General features: G+C 38.2%; 15 protein-coding genes and 1 tRNA gene. 8 read left to right on the top strand and 8 right to left on the bottom strand.

Annotated features, from left to right (window positions below; translation table 11 throughout):
- Nucleotides 1-112: 112 nt before the first annotated feature.
- Nucleotides 113-718 carry a hypothetical protein gene (locus BJB63x_RS05155; protein WP_194284783.1) on the top strand — a complete coding sequence of 202 codons (606 nt, stop codon included), beginning with the start codon at nt 113-115 and terminating at the stop codon, nt 716-718.
- A 392-nt stretch (nt 719-1,110) separates the two neighbouring features.
- Here BJB63x_RS05155 and BJB63x_RS05160 read toward each other — a convergent pair.
- Nucleotides 1,111-1,195: transfer RNA gene (locus BJB63x_RS05160), tRNA-Leu, on the bottom strand.
- A gap of 173 nt (nt 1,196-1,368) precedes the next feature.
- Here BJB63x_RS05160 and BJB63x_RS05165 point away from each other — a divergent pair.
- The 4 genes from BJB63x_RS05165 to dut all read left to right on the top strand — a co-directional run bounded on the left by BJB63x_RS05165 (nt 1,369) and on the right by dut (nt 4,354).
- On the top strand, nt 1,369-1,977 hold the full coding sequence (locus BJB63x_RS05165) for a YqaA family protein (protein ID WP_078719273.1): 609 nt from the start codon (nt 1,369-1,371) through the stop codon (nt 1,975-1,977).
- A 12-nt stretch (nt 1,978-1,989) separates the two neighbouring features.
- Complete coding sequence (locus BJB63x_RS05170) at nt 1,990-2,553, top strand: disulfide bond formation protein B (RefSeq protein ID WP_078719274.1); 564 nt, start codon at nt 1,990-1,992, stop codon at nt 2,551-2,553.
- Nucleotides 2,554-2,886: 333 nt separating this feature from the next.
- Nucleotides 2,887-3,693 carry a hypothetical protein gene (locus BJB63x_RS05175; protein WP_078719275.1) on the top strand — a complete coding sequence of 269 codons (807 nt, stop codon included), beginning with the start codon at nt 2,887-2,889 and terminating at the stop codon, nt 3,691-3,693.
- A 109-nt stretch (nt 3,694-3,802) separates the two neighbouring features.
- The gene (gene dut / locus BJB63x_RS05180; protein ID WP_078719276.1) at nt 3,803-4,354 is read left to right on the top strand and encodes a dUTP diphosphatase; all 552 of its coding nucleotides are present in this window, start codon (nt 3,803-3,805) and stop codon (nt 4,352-4,354) included.
- A 192-nt stretch (nt 4,355-4,546) separates the two neighbouring features.
- Here the strand turns inward: dut and BJB63x_RS05190 are convergent, their stop codons facing one another.
- Together BJB63x_RS05190 and exbB are read right to left on the bottom strand one after the other, a co-directional pair.
- Entirely contained in the window at nt 4,547-5,023 is a 477-nt protein-coding gene (locus BJB63x_RS05190) for a biopolymer transporter ExbD (protein ID WP_078719278.1), read from the bottom strand.
- Nucleotides 5,004-5,804, bottom strand: a complete 801-nt coding sequence (gene exbB / locus BJB63x_RS05195; protein WP_078719279.1) for a tonB-system energizer ExbB — start codon at nt 5,802-5,804, stop codon at nt 5,004-5,006. The genes BJB63x_RS05190 and exbB overlap by 20 nt, the downstream gene beginning before the upstream one ends.
- A 469-nt stretch (nt 5,805-6,273) precedes the next feature.
- Here exbB and BJB63x_RS05200 point away from each other — a divergent pair, with 469 nt between their 5' ends.
- Complete coding sequence (locus tag BJB63x_RS05200) at nt 6,274-6,594, top strand: DUF883 family protein (RefSeq protein ID WP_078719280.1); 321 nt, start codon at nt 6,274-6,276, stop codon at nt 6,592-6,594.
- A gap of 3 nt (nt 6,595-6,597) precedes the next feature.
- Nucleotides 6,598-7,035: a phage holin family protein gene (locus BJB63x_RS05205; protein ID WP_078719281.1), complete on the top strand. Its 438-nt coding sequence runs from the start codon at nt 6,598-6,600 to the stop codon at nt 7,033-7,035.
- A 225-nt stretch (nt 7,036-7,260) separates the two neighbouring features.
- Here the strand turns inward: BJB63x_RS05205 and glmM are convergent, their stop codons facing one another.
- From glmM to BJB63x_RS05230, 5 genes are all read right to left on the bottom strand, one after another.
- Nucleotides 7,261-8,616 (bottom strand): phosphoglucosamine mutase, encoded by a 1,356-nt coding sequence (gene glmM, locus BJB63x_RS05210; RefSeq protein ID WP_078719282.1) that lies wholly within the window; start codon nt 8,614-8,616, stop codon nt 7,261-7,263.
- A 403-nt stretch (nt 8,617-9,019) separates the two neighbouring features.
- Nucleotides 9,020-11,101 carry an ATP-dependent zinc metalloprotease FtsH gene (gene ftsH, locus BJB63x_RS05215; RefSeq protein ID WP_078719664.1) on the bottom strand — a complete coding sequence of 694 codons (2,082 nt, stop codon included), beginning with the start codon at nt 11,099-11,101 and terminating at the stop codon, nt 9,020-9,022.
- A 141-nt stretch (nt 11,102-11,242) separates the two neighbouring features.
- Nucleotides 11,243-12,688 (bottom strand): tRNA lysidine(34) synthetase TilS, encoded by a 1,446-nt coding sequence (tilS, locus tag BJB63x_RS05220; RefSeq protein ID WP_078719688.1) that lies wholly within the window; start codon nt 12,686-12,688, stop codon nt 11,243-11,245.
- A 535-nt stretch (nt 12,689-13,223) separates the two neighbouring features.
- Complete coding sequence (gene pal / locus BJB63x_RS05225) at nt 13,224-13,742, bottom strand: peptidoglycan-associated lipoprotein Pal (RefSeq protein ID WP_078719283.1); 519 nt, start codon at nt 13,740-13,742, stop codon at nt 13,224-13,226.
- A 221-nt stretch (nt 13,743-13,963) separates the two neighbouring features.
- Nucleotides 13,964-14,650 (bottom strand): DUF1013 domain-containing protein, encoded by a 687-nt coding sequence (locus BJB63x_RS05230; RefSeq protein ID WP_078719284.1) that lies wholly within the window; start codon nt 14,648-14,650, stop codon nt 13,964-13,966.
- Nucleotides 14,651-14,990: 340 nt separating this feature from the next.
- Between BJB63x_RS05230 and BJB63x_RS05235 the strand changes: the two genes are divergently transcribed.
- A complete protein-coding gene (locus BJB63x_RS05235; protein ID WP_078719285.1) occupies nt 14,991-15,737 on the top strand; it encodes a YebC/PmpR family DNA-binding transcriptional regulator in 747 nt (248 codons plus the stop codon).
- Nucleotides 15,738-15,827 lie beyond the last annotated feature (90 nt).

Consider the following 15,827-nt stretch of genomic DNA (forward strand, 5'->3'; position numbering starts at 1 on the left):
TAATCAATACCATTCCTTAAACCTTTCAACCTCTTTTACCCTTACAGAAGCTCTTAATTTCAGTGCTTCTCTTATCAAACAAGAACACCCATCATCCTTGTAAGGAAACATCATGACCCATCTACAAAAAACAGGAAACACAATCCCCTCGACCAAAAAACACAAATCTTCGCGTCTCTTCTCCTCTATGTCCTTGCCCTGCAAAGAGCAACCGATTGGCCACTTAAAAACGCGAGAAATAATGATTGAAACGAGCAATCCTTCCTTTCAATCCACATTACCAATCAACACCAAAAACCCACGCACAACCCTTGCTATTATCGATGCCCACAGCCGCCCCATTGCTCTTTTATATAAGAAAGGACATATCAACCAAGCGCAATACAAAGCAGCAGAACGCTTTTATATTTACTGGCGTCAATGCCAAGGTGATACACAAATGAGTCTTGATTTGACCGTTCAAAAAGTGGATAGCAGTCAGAGATATACCCACCCAATTGAAATACAAACAAACGCCCTCAAACACTTACAAACGGTCAAGACCCACTTAGGTATTCTCGGGTATCGACTGGTTGAACAAGTCGTTGGTTATGATCAAGCATTTAAAGAATTAAGTCCTTCCAAACGCAAACAAAATTCTCTTGCCGATCATTTACGAGATTGTTTAGACTTACTCGCTATCCACTGGGGCTATGTGAATCACGCGAGTACATCTTAGCTCTTTGCAAAAAGCATGCATCACATCCTTTATCACCATCCCATAACACATCTTAGACTCACCATTTCATTCTTCCTATCCCTCTCTCTTCTCCTATTCTGTTCTTTCTGTCAGCACTTTCTCTGTATAAGCACTTTGTATGAGCATTTTCTTTTTAAAAATTCTTTTTTATAAAAAACTTTTTTGAGCGTCTCTTTTGACATTTCCCTCTCGAAGAGGGAATCTTTCAAACAGTGCTTCTTCTAAAAAGAAAAAAGGCCTCGAAGAGGGGCTTCATGAGCGTAAAATAAAGACTGACGAGCATCTTAACTCCACAATCTATGTTTAGAAATTTAAGAGGATATTATATTTAAAATAAAGGAATATTAAAATCAAAGGAATATAAGAGAGACTGGTGCGGGTGGTCGGACTCGAACCGACACTCCTCTCGGAACCAGATTTTGAGTCTGGCGCGTCTACCAGTTCCACCACACCCGCACAACATATAATAAAGAACATACTTGTTCCCTCTTTTTTTGTACTATATAAAGAACGACAGATTCGTCAACATTAGACTTCTTTTTTTGTAAAAATTGACTATTTTTTGTCTCATTCAGACTTTCTAAAATCCTCTTAAACCTCTTTGCCTCTTTAAATTGTCGGAAGAAATGATGATCTTTAACTCAGTAAAGCTTTGGACAATTTCACTAGCAAAGCGCCACACAGCGTCTTATTGGCTTGGTTTTATTGCTTTTATTGAAAGCTTTATATTTTTTATCCCAGTAGATGTTTTGTATATTCCTTTAACAATTGTTCGTCCTCAAAAAGCGTATTCCTATGCTTTTATTGCAACAATTTGTTCTGTTTTTGGGGGTATTGTTGGATGGTGTCTTGGTTATTTTACCTCTGATACGATTGTCAAACCTCTTTTAGAATTCACCAACCAATATGAAAATTTTCAAACATTACACAATGATACGACTCAAGAGTTTCTGGCAATATTACTGACTGTTTCTGGTCTCATACATCTTCCCCCCATCAAGATTACCACTCTTCTTGCAGGTGTTACACATTTTAATCTTTGGCTTTTTATTCTTCTCTGTATTCTTTCCCGTGGGATACGTTTTTATTTTTTTGCTTGGCTTATTCAGCGTTTTGGCTCTCAAGCGACCCACTGGCTTTCTCATCACTTTAAATGGCTTATGCCACTTGGTTTTCTTTTGTTTTTATTCATTTATGGATTATACACTTTTTTTCTCAAACCATATTTTTCTTTTTAAGGTGTACACGCAATGACTTCTTCTCAATGTTTTTTCACCCAACATCTTCACTGTACATTTAGTGATAAAGAAAAAAAAATATGGATTTTTATCCTCACCGTTTTTCTGTTCATTCCCATTAGTATCGCCCTTGCTTTTGAATATATTAGAGGCATTCTTCCCTGTCAGTTGTGCATTATCGAACGGCTTCCTCACTATGGTTCTCTTATATTTGCAGGTGTTGCTGGCTTATCAATACGATTTTTCCCCTACTCTGTTTGGATACGGTCTTTATTCTGGGGAATTTTTATATTCATGACCATCAGCTTTATCTTAGCAGTCTACCACGCAGGCGCTGAATATCATTTTTGGAACATTCCAAACAATTGTATTTCGTCCTCTAACATGACCGTAAAAGATGCTTCTCAACTCTTAAATCAATTAAACACTCTTCAACCTCCTTCCTGTAATCAAGCAGCAGGATATTTTTTATTTCTCTCCTTTGCCGGATGGAACGCTGTTGCTAGTTTATTGTTGATGTTGATAAGCCTATTTGTTGCTTCAAAAGGCATTCTCGCTCAACATCCTAAACCATAAATAATATAAAGGGAGAGGCATCGAACACAAAAAAAATCCCAAACTTCTCAAGTGTTCTTCTTCATCACCTAAAAGCTTCCATTCCAAAAACCCTCAACTCCAAAAACTCCACTTTAGCAGCATCCTCACCCTAACAAGAGTCTTCTTCTTAAATCTTCATCCTAAAATACCATTTCACTTATGCTTCCCAATCACTAATCTTGGAACTTACCTTAGGCCTTTTTTCGCAAAGAAAATTTTACTCCGAAAGAAATAAATTCTGCATTGACTTTCATTATTTTAATTTTTATATTTTAGAATAGTTCTAAATGAATTATATGAGTCTGAGTCACAATGTTCAAGAGCTCCTCTCCTCCTATGTCGCAAAAGGCTTGCTCCTCTTGCACCGCGCAAGAGATTGTTGCTCATGCTACCCAGTTAAAAAAAGACCACGCTGCACTATATTTAAAATATGCAAAAGCATTAGAATCATCTTGTCCCAACCAAGCTTTGATTCTCACAACAATGGGCCACAATGAACTCGAACATCATAAGCAACTCCTTGACCTTTCATGTCATATGAATTCGGGAACCTCGAATTCATCACTTGACAATTCTCTTTTTTCATCCTTTTCTCCTGCCTCTCCCCCTTCTCATCCCTTTGAAGAGACAGATCAATCTGCCCTCACGCCTCATCAAAAGAAGACTCTTTTAACGTGGATTCAACCGGGTCTTGCCGGATTAATGGATGGTTCCATTTCAACGCTTGCTCCTATTTTTGCAGCAGCTTTTGCCACGGGTGACACCTATAAAACTTTTCTAGTGGGTCTTTCAGCATCGATCGGAGCTGGTCTTTCGATGGGCTTTACAGAAGCGCTTCACGATGATGGTAAATTATCCGGTCGTGGCTCTCCCGTAAAAAGAGGGATTGCTTGTGGTCTGATGACAATGCTTGGTGGCTTAGGCCATACTATCCCTTATTTGATTGACTCTTTTCTCTTAGCAACACTTATTGCTTTCATTATTGTATTTTTAGAGTTAGGGGTCATTGTTTGGATTCAAAATAAATTCATGTCGACCCCCTTGCGGCGTGCCTCTCTTCAGATTATTCTCGGCGGTGCTTTAGTATTTGCCACGGGGATTTTTATCGGCACAATCTGATTCAAAAACATAGAATCCCTTTGTTTCACGCAATCATTGTATCCGCTTGTTTTGTAAAAGGGCTTTTGTTAGGATGGGTATCTGATTTATCTGTTGGAGATTCCTTGCCATGTCTTATTCTTCAAATACTCCTCCTCTGTCTCCTCAGAAAGATGCTTTTTCTCATCTTGTACAAAAACTCCCTTTACGGATCCAACGCCTTAACCATGGACAAGGGCTTGACCTTCCCCATTATGCAACAGTGGGTTCTGCAGGCCTTGATCTACGTGCTGCTCTTGCCCCAGAAGAAACTGTGAATCTCGCACCGGGACAGCGTATTCTAATACCAACTGGTTTTATCTTTCATCTTCTTCCAGGCTATGAAGCACAAATCCGTCCACGATCCGGTCTTGCTTTAAAGCATGGTATTACCTGCCTGAATACTCCGGGAACAATCGATAGCGATTATCTTGGTGAAGTTAAAGTTCTTCTGATCAATTTGGGACAAGAAAACTTTTCCATTCAGCGTGGTATGCGCATCGCACAAACGGTCATTGCTCCAGTTATCCAGGTTGATGTACATGAATTTGACCCAGATCAAGAAGAGCTTTTTTTTACTTCTTCTCAAACCACTCCACACTCTCGCGGTACAGGAGGTTTTGGCTCAACAGGACAAGAATGACACGATCACTCGCTTTTCTTTAGGGAACCAATATCTCGCCACATACTTCCATTACGCATCACAAGGCATAAGATACCACGTGCCTCAACACACTCAGACACAAGCTCCACTCCCCCCGATACACATCTGAAACACAGACTCAAAACATCCCAACCACGAATCCAGCCCACACCAAGCTCTAAAATATGTTCTTTAATCATCATCCTCGAAAGAATCGCTTATCACATTACTATGAGAAATTTTTTCTGTTTTTTGGAGTCCTACAAGACCGATTTTGGTATATCCAACCATTCGAATTTGATTGAGTAGATCCACAACAGCTCCATAATCGATTTCACTATCTGCTCGAATTAAAATTTTTGTTTCGAAATTGCGTTGTGTTTCCTGCAATAACAGATCAACAAACTCTGTTTTATCCGTTTGATTTTTTCCAATATAAAGAATGTGATTTTTTTGTAAGGTAATATAGAGCGGTTTGTCTGTTTGATCAGCAACAGGGGCTTGAGTGAAAGTAGGGAGCTGAACAGGCAGAATCGACGTTGCCAAAGGTGCAGTCACCATAAAAACAATCAACAACACTAATATTACATCAATAAAAGGTGTTATATTGATCTCGCTATAAAGGCTCTCTTCATTGGTTTCCCAATTATCATAATGATCTGTTTTCATGGTTATCTAATAATTGTTGTTGTCTATCAAATTCACGGCTTACAAGCCTTTCAATCACCGCTGCGATATCCGCTAAATCATTTCGATATCCATTAAGAACCCGCATAATACTATTATAGATAATAACAGCTGGGATTGCTACAAAAAGCCCAATAGCTGTTGCCATCAAAGCTTCAGCGATTCCAGGAGCGACAACATCCAACCGTGTTGTTTGGGATTTTGCGATTCCAATAAAGGAATCCATAATCCCCCAAACGGTTGCAAAAAGGCCAATGAAAGGTGCTACAGAACCAATTGTTGCCAGAACAGGAATTCCGAAAGTAATACGACGTATCGCAGCCAATAAACAGCGAGATAAAAGCGAATGCACACGCTCTTTCAATCCATTTACACTACTGATATTTCCACAAAAAAAGGCTTCATTTTGACTTCTGTCAGCATCATCTGATTTTACAAATTGTGACGACAGACGTATTTCTTTCAGTGTTTCTTCCAGTAAGAAGACAGAAGTTCCTTTAATTTCTTTAAAGCTGACAATCAATCCTGCAAGTGTCTGAGCATTTCTTGCTAATTTAAGGGCATACCGTGCTTTGTATTTTGCTACAGTGAGTTCAATAATTTTAACGAAGGCAATGGTCCAAGAGAGGAGAGAAGCCAACAATAGAAATATAATGACAGCTTTCACAACCCAATCAGCAGCCATAAACATTGAAAAAGGAGAGAAATCATGCATTGATACTGCAACAGTATTGTTCTCTAAAGAAACTGTATGAGATGTCATGTTATATTTATAACCCTTATATTTAAATTTTCTATTTTTCCCCTTTATATTTTTTGACTATTCTTTACATCGCCTTTTTAAAAGATATCAATTTGAAAAAACAAGTCATTTTTATTGCCTATTACTTATGATTAATCTTTTTCATCATCAAGAAGATTTTTAGATATTATTTATATTTCTTTTTTTATCTCATAAAGAAAATCTCGCATTATCAAAACCAATTGTATCAATCGGTCACTTCATTGAAGAGTAGCTTTTTCTTGAAAAAGCTTTCTCTATAAGATTTCTCCTAAAAAGAATATTTCTCCTCTTTTCTCCTTAGACTTATCTCTAAAAATATTATTATTCAACAGATCAGGGAACTAAGAAGATTTTATAACGTTACAAAAGCATAATTATTAAAAATCTTTATTTCAATCAAACACTATCAACACTATGTGCAATTAGGTCAATAGAAAGAATCATAACTATGGCAAATAATAAAACAAACAACAAAACAGAAACAGAGAAAAACTTAAAAAAACAGTTGGAGCAATTACGCAATGAGGTTACAAACATCACATCAACCCTGAGTGATTTTAGTTCCAACAAAATGAACGAAGCGAAAAATAAAGCTGAACAATTTTACAGTTCAGCAAAGGAAAATGGTGAAGAACTCTTATCGCAAGCGAAACGCAAGTATAACGATTTAGAAAAAACGCTCAACCAACAAGTTCGTGATAATCCTGGCAAAACTATTCTGATTGCGACAGGCATTGGTTTTATTCTTTCTCACTTGTTGCGCCGTTAACCAATGTATAAAGTGATCGCACCTCTTTTGAGCCATCTTGTTAGTGGAGGGATCAAAAACACTGTCAAAAAAATCCAGATCCAAACATTTTGCTATGGGATTATTGGAATTGCACTGTTTATAGCTCTCATTTTTTTATGTGTCACAAGCTTTTTTGCGTTATGTTTGGTGATGTCCCCTCTTGCAGCAGCGAGTACACTCTTTTTTATTTGGCTTTTTATCGCAGGATTCAATGCTGTTCTTTGTCAATTTTTAAAATCGTACCACCGTCAGGATCATCAAAAACAGTGGGAAAAGCATCGTCACGAGCTTATAACGACTTCAGCTCTTTCCAGCCTCGCGTTGTTAAACAAACATTTTCCTCTTGTTAAATTAGGGGGACCTATTCTCGGGTTTATGACTTATTTTCTCTGGAAAAAAAATAAAAAAGACCACTCTTAAAACAGGTGGATATCCTTCTACTCTCCAAACTGTTTGCTCTTCATCCAAGTCTCCCTTCGAGGAGAGCATTCAGAGAATGCCCCATCTCCCAGCCCTCTTCAAGGGGAAGGAACCCTCTTTCCCCACCTTTTATATAAATTTATAGAATCACATACAGGGCCTTACCAAAAATAAACACTGCAAAGGCCCCCATTTTCTCAAGAGTTTTCAAATATTGTAGCACTATTATGTTTTAGTGCTATCATACTGCATAAGAACATCACTGATCTCTGCAACAATCTCTTCAATTGCTTTTTGATCATCGCCTTCAGCCATTACTCGAATTAATGGTTCAGTTCCAGAAGGACGAATAACCAACCGTCCTTCTTTTCTTAAACATTTCTGTGCATGATCGATCACAGTTTTAACTTTAGGGTTCTCCAATATATTTTTATTTTTAATCGCTATATTTTTCAAAATTTGTGGTACAACTTCAAAACGCTGACACAAGTAGCTCATAGAATAGTGATTTTGCTGCATACAAGCGAGAATTTGCAAGGCAGCCACCAGTCCATCACCAGTTGTACCAAAATCACTTAAGACAATATGCCCAGAGGACTCCCCACCCACATTGTACCCTTTTTGCCGCATAGTATCGACAACGTAACGATCCCCTACATTTGTACGAATGAGATCCAATCCCTTGCTGTTTAAGAAGCGCTCAAGCCCAAGGTTTGACATAATAGTTGTTACAACCCCCTTATTTCGTAAGCGTTCTGTTTTATACCAATGCTCAGCAATAACAGCAATGATTTGATCCCCATCGATGGTTTGGGCTTTTTCATCAACCATGAGCACCCGATCACCATCGCCATCAAGAGCAATACCAACATCAGCACGCACTTCATGCACTTTTCTTTTTAAAGATGTGAGGTCAGTTGATCCACATTTCTGGTTAATATTAAGACCTGTTGGCTCATTATTAATCGCAAAGACTTCTGCTCCTAATTCCCATAATGCGCGGGGTGCTGCTTTATAAGTAGCACCATTGGCACAATCCACCACAATACGCAAAGAATCCAAACGCACATCACGTGGCAAAGTTCGTTTAGCATATTCAATATAGCGATAAATATCCCCTTCCACGCGTTTAGCACGACCAATTTCAGCAGGTTCCGCTAAAGAATGTGAAAAATCTGTTTCGATTAATTGCTCAATTTTCTTTTCTATTTCATCGGAAAGTTTAAAGCCATCGGGACCAAAAAGTTTAATACCATTGTCATAAAAGGGATTATGAGAAGCAGAAATCATCACACCCAAATCAGCGCGTAATGAACGACATAACATAGCCACAGCAGGGGTTGGCACAGGTCCTAATAAGAAAGCATCCATTCCAGCAGAAGTCAGTCCTGAAACCAAAGCATTTTCCAGCATATAACCAGATAAACGTGTATCTTTCCCAATAACCACACGATGTGACTGTTCTTTTTTGCGAAATAAAACCCCCACTGCCATTCCTATTTTCATGGCAAAATCTGGTGTCATAGGAAAAAAATTAGCTCTCCCTCGAATTCCATCTGTACCGAAATATTTCCGTGCCATTTTTTTTCCTTTTACATATTATATGCTTTCCTTACAGCTTTCATATACTGTAATTTCTTATGTTTTTAGTATTTCTTAAAATTAAGAGAAAAACCTCTTAGCAAGTAAACTCTTCTCCCTCTTATGAGGAGAGAGAGTCATCAGAATCTAACCTCCCAAGAGTTTTGGACTGTCCATGAACAGTTTTATTTCTCGTCTCTTTCCAGAACCGTTCTCTTTCTAGGATTTGTCGTGTTCACCTTTGCTACATCAGCTTTTACTATACCACCTTTTTTCTAACCGATTTCTTAAATCCAACCTCGCACCTTTTATTTTTCTTGATCAAGATCTTTGCTGTTTTTATAATGCCATAAAGGATTTTTGTGACGACGATGCACACAGCTTTCATGATAATCCGTTCTGATTAAGCATCATTAGCAGGAGTTTGTTTTTTCTTTTGTTTAGAAACGTTAGACTTTTCTGCAGCTTTTTCTTTATTTTCAGAAACATTTCCTGTTTCAGTTTTATCAGATTTATTTGCCTCAGCTTTATTTTTTTTGCTCCGCGACTTTTTTTCAGCACCACTGGTTTCCAGTTCGTGCTTACCTTTAAGATTGGTGGTATCTTGTCTTCCTTTTTTCCCTATTTTAGGAACAACAGAAGTCCGTGAATTGTCATTTTCACTTCCTAATGTCCGTGCAGGAGGCTTTCCTTTTATGATATCGTTAATTTCTGTTCCTGTTAATGTTTCATATTCCAACAAGCCTTGAGCAAGGGCCCACCACTGTTTCTTTTTTTCTTTCAAAATTTTTGTAGCGGTTTTATAGGCGTCATCAATCAACTTACGCACTTCAGCATCGATCATACGAGCTGTTTCTTCAGAGATATTTTGTGTTCTCGCTACCGAGTGACCTAAAAAAACCTCATCTTGATTATCACCATAAGCAACATTTCCGAGAATATCAGAAAATCCCCATCGTGTAATCATTGCACGCGCTAATTTTGTCGCTTGTTCAATATCAGATGCGGCTCCAGAGGTGATATTTTCTTTTCCAAATTTCAATTCTTCGGCAACTCTTCCTCCCATCATGATAGCCAGACGTGAAATCATCCACCGATAACTCATAGAATAGCGATCTCCCTCTGGCAATTGCATAACCATACCGAGAGCTCTTCCCCTTGGCACGATTGTTGCTTTATGGACAGGGTCAGCAACTGGAACGCTCAAAGCTACAATAGCATGTCCTGCTTCGTGATAGGCTGTCAGTTCCTTTTCCTCTTGTGTCATAGCGGTTGAACGGCGTTCAGCTCCCATCATTACCTTATCTTTAGCATCTTCAAACTCTTTCATTGTGACCACTCTTTTATTACGGCTTGCAGCCATTAAAGCGGCTTCATTGACGAGGTTCATCAGATCAGCTCCAGAAAATCCTGGTGTTCCCCTTGCCAATACTTTCAGATCGACATTAGGAGCCAGAGGTACATTCCGCACATGAACTTTTAAAATTTGTTCTCGCCCAGATACATCCGGATTTGGAACAACTACTTGTCGATCGAATCGTCCAGGTCTTAACAAAGCGGGATCGAGTACATCAGGACGATTTGTTGCAGCAATTAAAATAATGCTTTCATTAGGTTCAAATCCATCCATTTCAACCAATAACTGATTTAATGTTTGTTCGCGTTCATCATTTCCGCCACCCAATCCTGCACCACGATGACGCCCTACGGCATCAATTTCATCGATAAAGATAATACACGGTGCATTTTTTTTTGCTTGTTCGAACATATCACGAACACGGCTTGCTCCAACCCCAACGAACATTTCCACAAAATCGGACCCCGAAATGGTAAAAAAAGGCACATTGGCTTCCCCTGCCACAGAACGTGCGAGCAACGTTTTCCCTGTTCCTGGAGGTCCTACGAGCAGAACACCACGTGGAATACGTCCACCTAAGCGCTGAAATTTTTGTGGTTCCCGTAAGAAATCAACAATTTCTTGTAAATCCTGCTTTGCCTCTTCAACACCAGCGACATCTTGAAAGGTGACCCTTCCATGGGCTTCTGTCAGCAATTTTGCTTTCGATTTCCCGAAGCCCATAGCACCGCGTGATCCATGTTGCATTTGTCGCATAAAGAAAATCCATGCTCCAACGATAATAATAACGGGAAGCAATGAAAATAATAAATTAAGAAAAATATTATTCCCTGAGCTTTCAGGAATAGCTTTAACATTAACTTTTTTGTTTTCCAATTTTTGCACCAATCCTGGATCTCTTGGTGCATAAGTTGAAATCACTCTCTGATCTGTAGTTTTTCCTACTAATTTTTGTCCTTGAATAGTTACGGCTTTAAGCTCGCCATTCTCAACTTTCTGTAAAAACTCAGAATAAGATATTTCGCTATTTCCAGCACGCTGATTGTCTCTATTAAAAAGAGAAAATAACGCAATTAAAACGAAGGCAATAACCCCCCAAATCAAGAGGGAGCGATAATTGGAATTCATATTCAGCTCATTTATTTTAATAGAGATTCTTAAAAGTCGCGCTCAGCATATAATCTTGTTTCCCCCTTGCCAAGATATAAGAACTATTTATTATCTTTTAAAATGATTTTTCTTCATTTTTTCCCTAAATCTTAAAATTTTCTACTCAATATTGAAAAAAGATCCTACAACATTAGCAATAGCAGCATCTTCTAATGATAACAACCAATTAAATGGGGCCATAATGCGTTTCATTATAATATCTCGTTGATAACAAAAATGATGTGTTAACTCTGGAATATCAACCCCTTTTTCATTAGAAATCATCACTAAGGATTGCAAAGAGGGAAAATGTGGGGTTTCAACCTCACTTTTTCCTTGATCGAGATAATCTTTCAGATGGGCAAAATCCGCGGGCCCTACGCGTATAGCTTTTGTATCATGATTGGTAATTTGGTAACGTCGATCCCATACAAAGGTTTCTCCTGGAGCGATGATTGCTTCTTGAATATGCCGTGCTTCACGCCACATAGCAATTCCTTTTTTGCTCGATTCAATTACTGCTCCTGCTAGAGTAAAACGTTTTTTTTCTGGTTTTTGCAAACATAATTTCTGGTTTAGAGCAACCAATTTTTGAGAAGAAAGCAAATAAGAGCTTCCCCCCATTAAAACAATGAAAAGCCCAACAACAAAGGGAAAAGCATGATGTTGGTATAAAAAAGCAGGAGGTTTTCCAATAAAACAGCGCCCATGCTCAACAGCAATATCCAAAGCTAAGATTAAATCAGCAACTTTTTGCGCTTGTATCCGACGTTTTAACGCCGCTTTACGAACCTTCTTAGCAATCTCAGAAAGATTCTTTTGACGAAGAAAATTGCGCACGCGCACACGTTCAAACTTTGAATCTTCATTTGTTGGATCATCAATCCATGTTAATCCTTGAAAAGATAAATAAGCACGCAGTGTTTGACGATTAACCCCAAGTAATGGGCGAATTAAGCGCACTTGACCATGCAACAATGCTTCCCTTGGAATACAAGACAACCCACGCTCATATCCTTCCTCACCCTTTTCTGCCAATATTTCTTGGTCATTTTTTTTCAGCATCTCGGTTATTGCATTTTCAGAACTTCTCTCTTTCCATGACTTTTCGAGAACTTCTAATTCAGCACCTTTTGTTTTTTTTTGACTGCGTTGAACACGCATTTGGTAAGTTTCAGCCTGATCATTCAGCGTATGTCCTGTCATAATCAGTGTTGCACCATGTTTTTGGGCTTCTTTAAAAAGTAAATCATATCGCGCGATCCGCGCTTTTTCAATTATTTTTGTCTTTGGCTTTTTTCCTTCCCACTGCACAATAATATGTTTGATCTGATAAGCTTGGCAAATTTTTGCAACACTTTTGGCTTCAAGTGCTGATTCTTCACGCAATTGATGATCAATCGTCACAACAATCACTTCTGGAGAAATGGGCAGTGTCTTTAAATGTTCTTGCACCAAAAACAATAAAGCTAACGAATCACTCCCTCCAGAAACCGCTAAAATCAATTTCTGACAATGAGAAAAATCTGTTTTTTTAAAAAGATCTTTTGCTAATTTAACGGACACCGAAAAAACTTCACTCCTCTTTAAAGCACCGACAAAACGCTTCCAATATTCGAGCCCGTTGTGATTGATCTTCAAATTACCACAAACTTTGCTCTTTTGAGCAATAGTTACAAGAAATCCACTACACAAGGAATGATGAATAAAATAATGCTCTTCTTATCGTTGAAAACACTCACTTTTTTCTTTTCCATTTTATGATGCACAAATATATTCTGATATTTTGTATTTTGAATTTATATTTTTCTTCTGAATAAGAAGCCCTTACTATTTGACGGAAAACATACGAAAAAATAAGCCGGGAAATATGAGAAAAAGAGGCACCGGCAAACAGAGGAAGAAGCATTTTTATGCAAATTTTATAAAGAAAAGGCTAAAAAACCTATAAGGGCAGATTTTCTACCCTCTCTTTTGCTATTCTTTATTCTTTCTCTCCATTTTATTGCTTCTTAACCTCTTATTCCTTCTTCAAATTTTGTCTTTCTCTCAAGAGTGTCCACAGATCTTTTTCAAACCTTTACGTTTCATATCTCTTAAATTATTCCCTGTTGTTATTAACAACCAAAACAGCACGTCGATTTTGGTTCCAACAAGAAATGTCATCACATAGCGCTACAGGCCTTTCCTTTCCGTAAGAGATTGTTTTCATCCGTTGAGAAGAAACACCCAAAGAAATAAGATGATCACGAACTGCAACAGCACGGCGTTGTCCAAGAGCTAAATTGTATTCGCGCGTTCCACGTTCATCAGCATGACCTTCAATCATAATAAAATAATGCGGATAACGGAGCAACCATTCTGCTTGACGAGCCAAAACATATTCTGCATCCAATTCAATAGAAGAAGAATTCAAACTAAAGAAAATCCGATCTCCAACATTGACTGTAAAGTCTTGTGATGAGCCTGCCTGTACATTATTTAACCCAGAACCATTTAGAGAGGAATTCATACCATTTGTCGCATTAATATTTTTTTTGCCACAACCACTAACCAAAGCTAACAATACACAAAAAGCCATCACAAATGGATAACGGATAATGTTTCTAAGAGAGTTCATAAACCAGTTCTCCTTGTTTTCGGCATCATCAATCATGCCTTATTCTTAATATCTATTTTGAAAATAAAACATTAATCTCTTTTATTTTCTCTTTTTTCATCCCCCAGCATTTCTTTCAATGGATCTTCGTCACCCCATTTCGCTTTCAAGTATCACTCTTTCTCAATTTCCTAAGATTTTTGTTCTCATCTTTACCGCTCTTTTACTGCTCTGCGAAATTTTTATTCTTCCTCTTGAGATTTTTTTAGAGCATTGAGATTAGCAAACACGGTATCAGCATCGAGATTTTTTTCAAAAGCTTTTTCAAATTCTATTTCATCGAGATTGGCATTTTCTGTTACCGATGTAGGAAGGAGAGTCTGATCTCCTTCTACAGAAAGAGGAAGATTTTTTGCTGCCCGTTGCAATTCAAAATCTAAATCAATTTGAGAACAGAGCCCCAACCCTACGGGATCGAGAGGAACCAAATTATTACTGTTCCAATGTGTTCTATGACGAATTTGCTCAATAGTTCCCTTTGTTGTTCCAATCAATCGTGCGATTTGCGCATCTTTTAATTCAGGATGGTTCAAAACCAACCATAAAATACCATTTGGACGATCTTGCCGTCGAGACAAAGGAATATAACGTGAGCCTTTGCGTTTAGTTTGAGGAATCCGCACTTTTGATTCAGATATTTTTAAGCGTGCATTTGCATCTGCTTCAACACGTGCGATCTCGCTGCGTGTTAACTGCCCTGAACTAATAGGATTCAATCCTCTAATTCCGTGTGCTGCTTCACCATCAGCAATTGCTTTGACTTCCAACACATGCAATTGACAAAACTCCGCAATCTGATCAAAAGAAAGCGCTGTATTATCGACTAACCAAACAGCTGTTGCTTTGGGCATCAAAAGTTGCGTTGACATATCTGTTATATCCTTTTATCGGCCTCTTTCTGAGGCAAGTTACTGCCCACTTTGGAACTTTGGAGTGCTATGTTTCTACTATAGAAGATTTTATTCACCCCTTCCAACAAGATGAAACATATAAAGTAAGTTATTTATTTAATACCATGAAATAAAGATCTTTATAACCTGATTTTTAGCCCACGACAAGAGATCTCTCTTAATAGTGATTGTAACGAGAATGTCTTTACCTTTGAGGAGAATTTTCTTATAAAGATTTTTTCAATCTCTTTATCCTTTTTTATGGTACTTTTGTGCTACTAAAAGGGAGCGTTTGACCACCCAAACAAAAAGGTAAGCCATGGCAGGCCATTCACAATTTAAAAATATTATGCACCGCAAAGGACGTCAAGATGCAATGCGTTCGAAAATATTCTCCAAACTTGCACGTGAAATTACGGTTGCAGCTAAACAGGGCTCTCCTGATCCGACAATGAATCCGCGTTTAAGGCTCGCGGTTCAAAATGCAAAAGCGCAATCAATGCCGAAAGATAATATTGAACGAGCAATTAAAAAAGCCTCAGGTGGTGATGTCGAAAATTACGATGAAGTGCGCTATGAGGGATATGGCCCTGGTGGGGTAGCCGTTATTGTTGAAGCCTTAACCGATAATCGGAATCGTACCGCTTCAAATGTCCGCGCTGCTTTTACAAAAGCAGGAGGTGCTTTAGGAGAAACAGGTTCCGTTAGCTTTATGTTTAATCGCGTTGGTGAGATTATCTATAAATCTGAGGCTGGCACTGTTGATACCATTATGGACGCAGCAATTGAAGCAGGCGCGGAAGATGTACAGTCTGAAGAAACGGATCATCATATTTTTTGTGCCTTTGAAGATATTGGTGAGGTCTCGAAAATTCTTGAAACCACACTCGGCGAAGCAGAATCGATCAAAACCATTTGGAAAGCAACAACTCTAGCACCAATTGATGAAGAAAAAGCACTCTCTGTTGTACGTCTGATTGCAACCTTAGAAGAAGACGATGATGTGCAAAATGTTTATGCCAATTTTGATGTCAGTGATGAAATTTTAGCAAAATTGTCAGCATAATTCTTTGAATCAATCTTTATTGACAGAAAAAGAAAAATGCCAAAAAGAAATTTTGTCATTAAGACCGAAGCTTGTTTGATCTCTTTAATT

The organism is Bartonella sp. JB63 (genome assembly GCF_002022665.1).
GTDB lineage: Bacteria > Pseudomonadota > Alphaproteobacteria > Rhizobiales > Rhizobiaceae > Bartonella.

What these genes read in the sequence shown, in the direction of transcription:
- BJB63x_RS05155 (WP_194284783.1), top strand. Translation starts at nt 113, where the DNA reads ATGACCCATCTACAAAAAACAGGAAACACAATCCCCTCGACCAAAAAA.
- BJB63x_RS05165 (WP_078719273.1), top strand. Translation starts at nt 1,369, where the DNA reads ATGATCTTTAACTCAGTAAAGCTTTGGACAATTTCACTAGCAAAGCGC.
- BJB63x_RS05170 (WP_078719274.1), top strand. Translation starts at nt 1,990, where the DNA reads ATGACTTCTTCTCAATGTTTTTTCACCCAACATCTTCACTGTACATTT.
- BJB63x_RS05175 (WP_078719275.1), top strand. Translation starts at nt 2,887, where the DNA reads ATGTTCAAGAGCTCCTCTCCTCCTATGTCGCAAAAGGCTTGCTCCTCT.
- dut (WP_078719276.1), top strand. Translation starts at nt 3,803, where the DNA reads ATGTCTTATTCTTCAAATACTCCTCCTCTGTCTCCTCAGAAAGATGCT.
- BJB63x_RS05190 (WP_078719278.1), bottom strand. Translation starts at nt 5,023, where the DNA reads ATGAAAACAGATCATTATGATAATTGGGAAACCAATGAAGAGAGCCTT.
- exbB (WP_078719279.1), bottom strand. Translation starts at nt 5,804, where the DNA reads ATGACATCTCATACAGTTTCTTTAGAGAACAATACTGTTGCAGTATCA.
- BJB63x_RS05200 (WP_078719280.1), top strand. Translation starts at nt 6,274, where the DNA reads ATGGCAAATAATAAAACAAACAACAAAACAGAAACAGAGAAAAACTTA.
- BJB63x_RS05205 (WP_078719281.1), top strand. Translation starts at nt 6,598, where the DNA reads ATGTATAAAGTGATCGCACCTCTTTTGAGCCATCTTGTTAGTGGAGGG.
- glmM (WP_078719282.1), bottom strand. Translation starts at nt 8,616, where the DNA reads ATGGCACGGAAATATTTCGGTACAGATGGAATTCGAGGGAGAGCTAAT.
- ftsH (WP_078719664.1), bottom strand. Translation starts at nt 11,101, where the DNA reads ATGAATTCCAATTATCGCTCCCTCTTGATTTGGGGGGTTATTGCCTTC.
- pal (WP_078719283.1), bottom strand. Translation starts at nt 13,742, where the DNA reads ATGAACTCTCTTAGAAACATTATCCGTTATCCATTTGTGATGGCTTTT.
- BJB63x_RS05230 (WP_078719284.1), bottom strand. Translation starts at nt 14,650, where the DNA reads ATGTCAACGCAACTTTTGATGCCCAAAGCAACAGCTGTTTGGTTAGTC.
- BJB63x_RS05235 (WP_078719285.1), top strand. Translation starts at nt 14,991, where the DNA reads ATGGCAGGCCATTCACAATTTAAAAATATTATGCACCGCAAAGGACGT.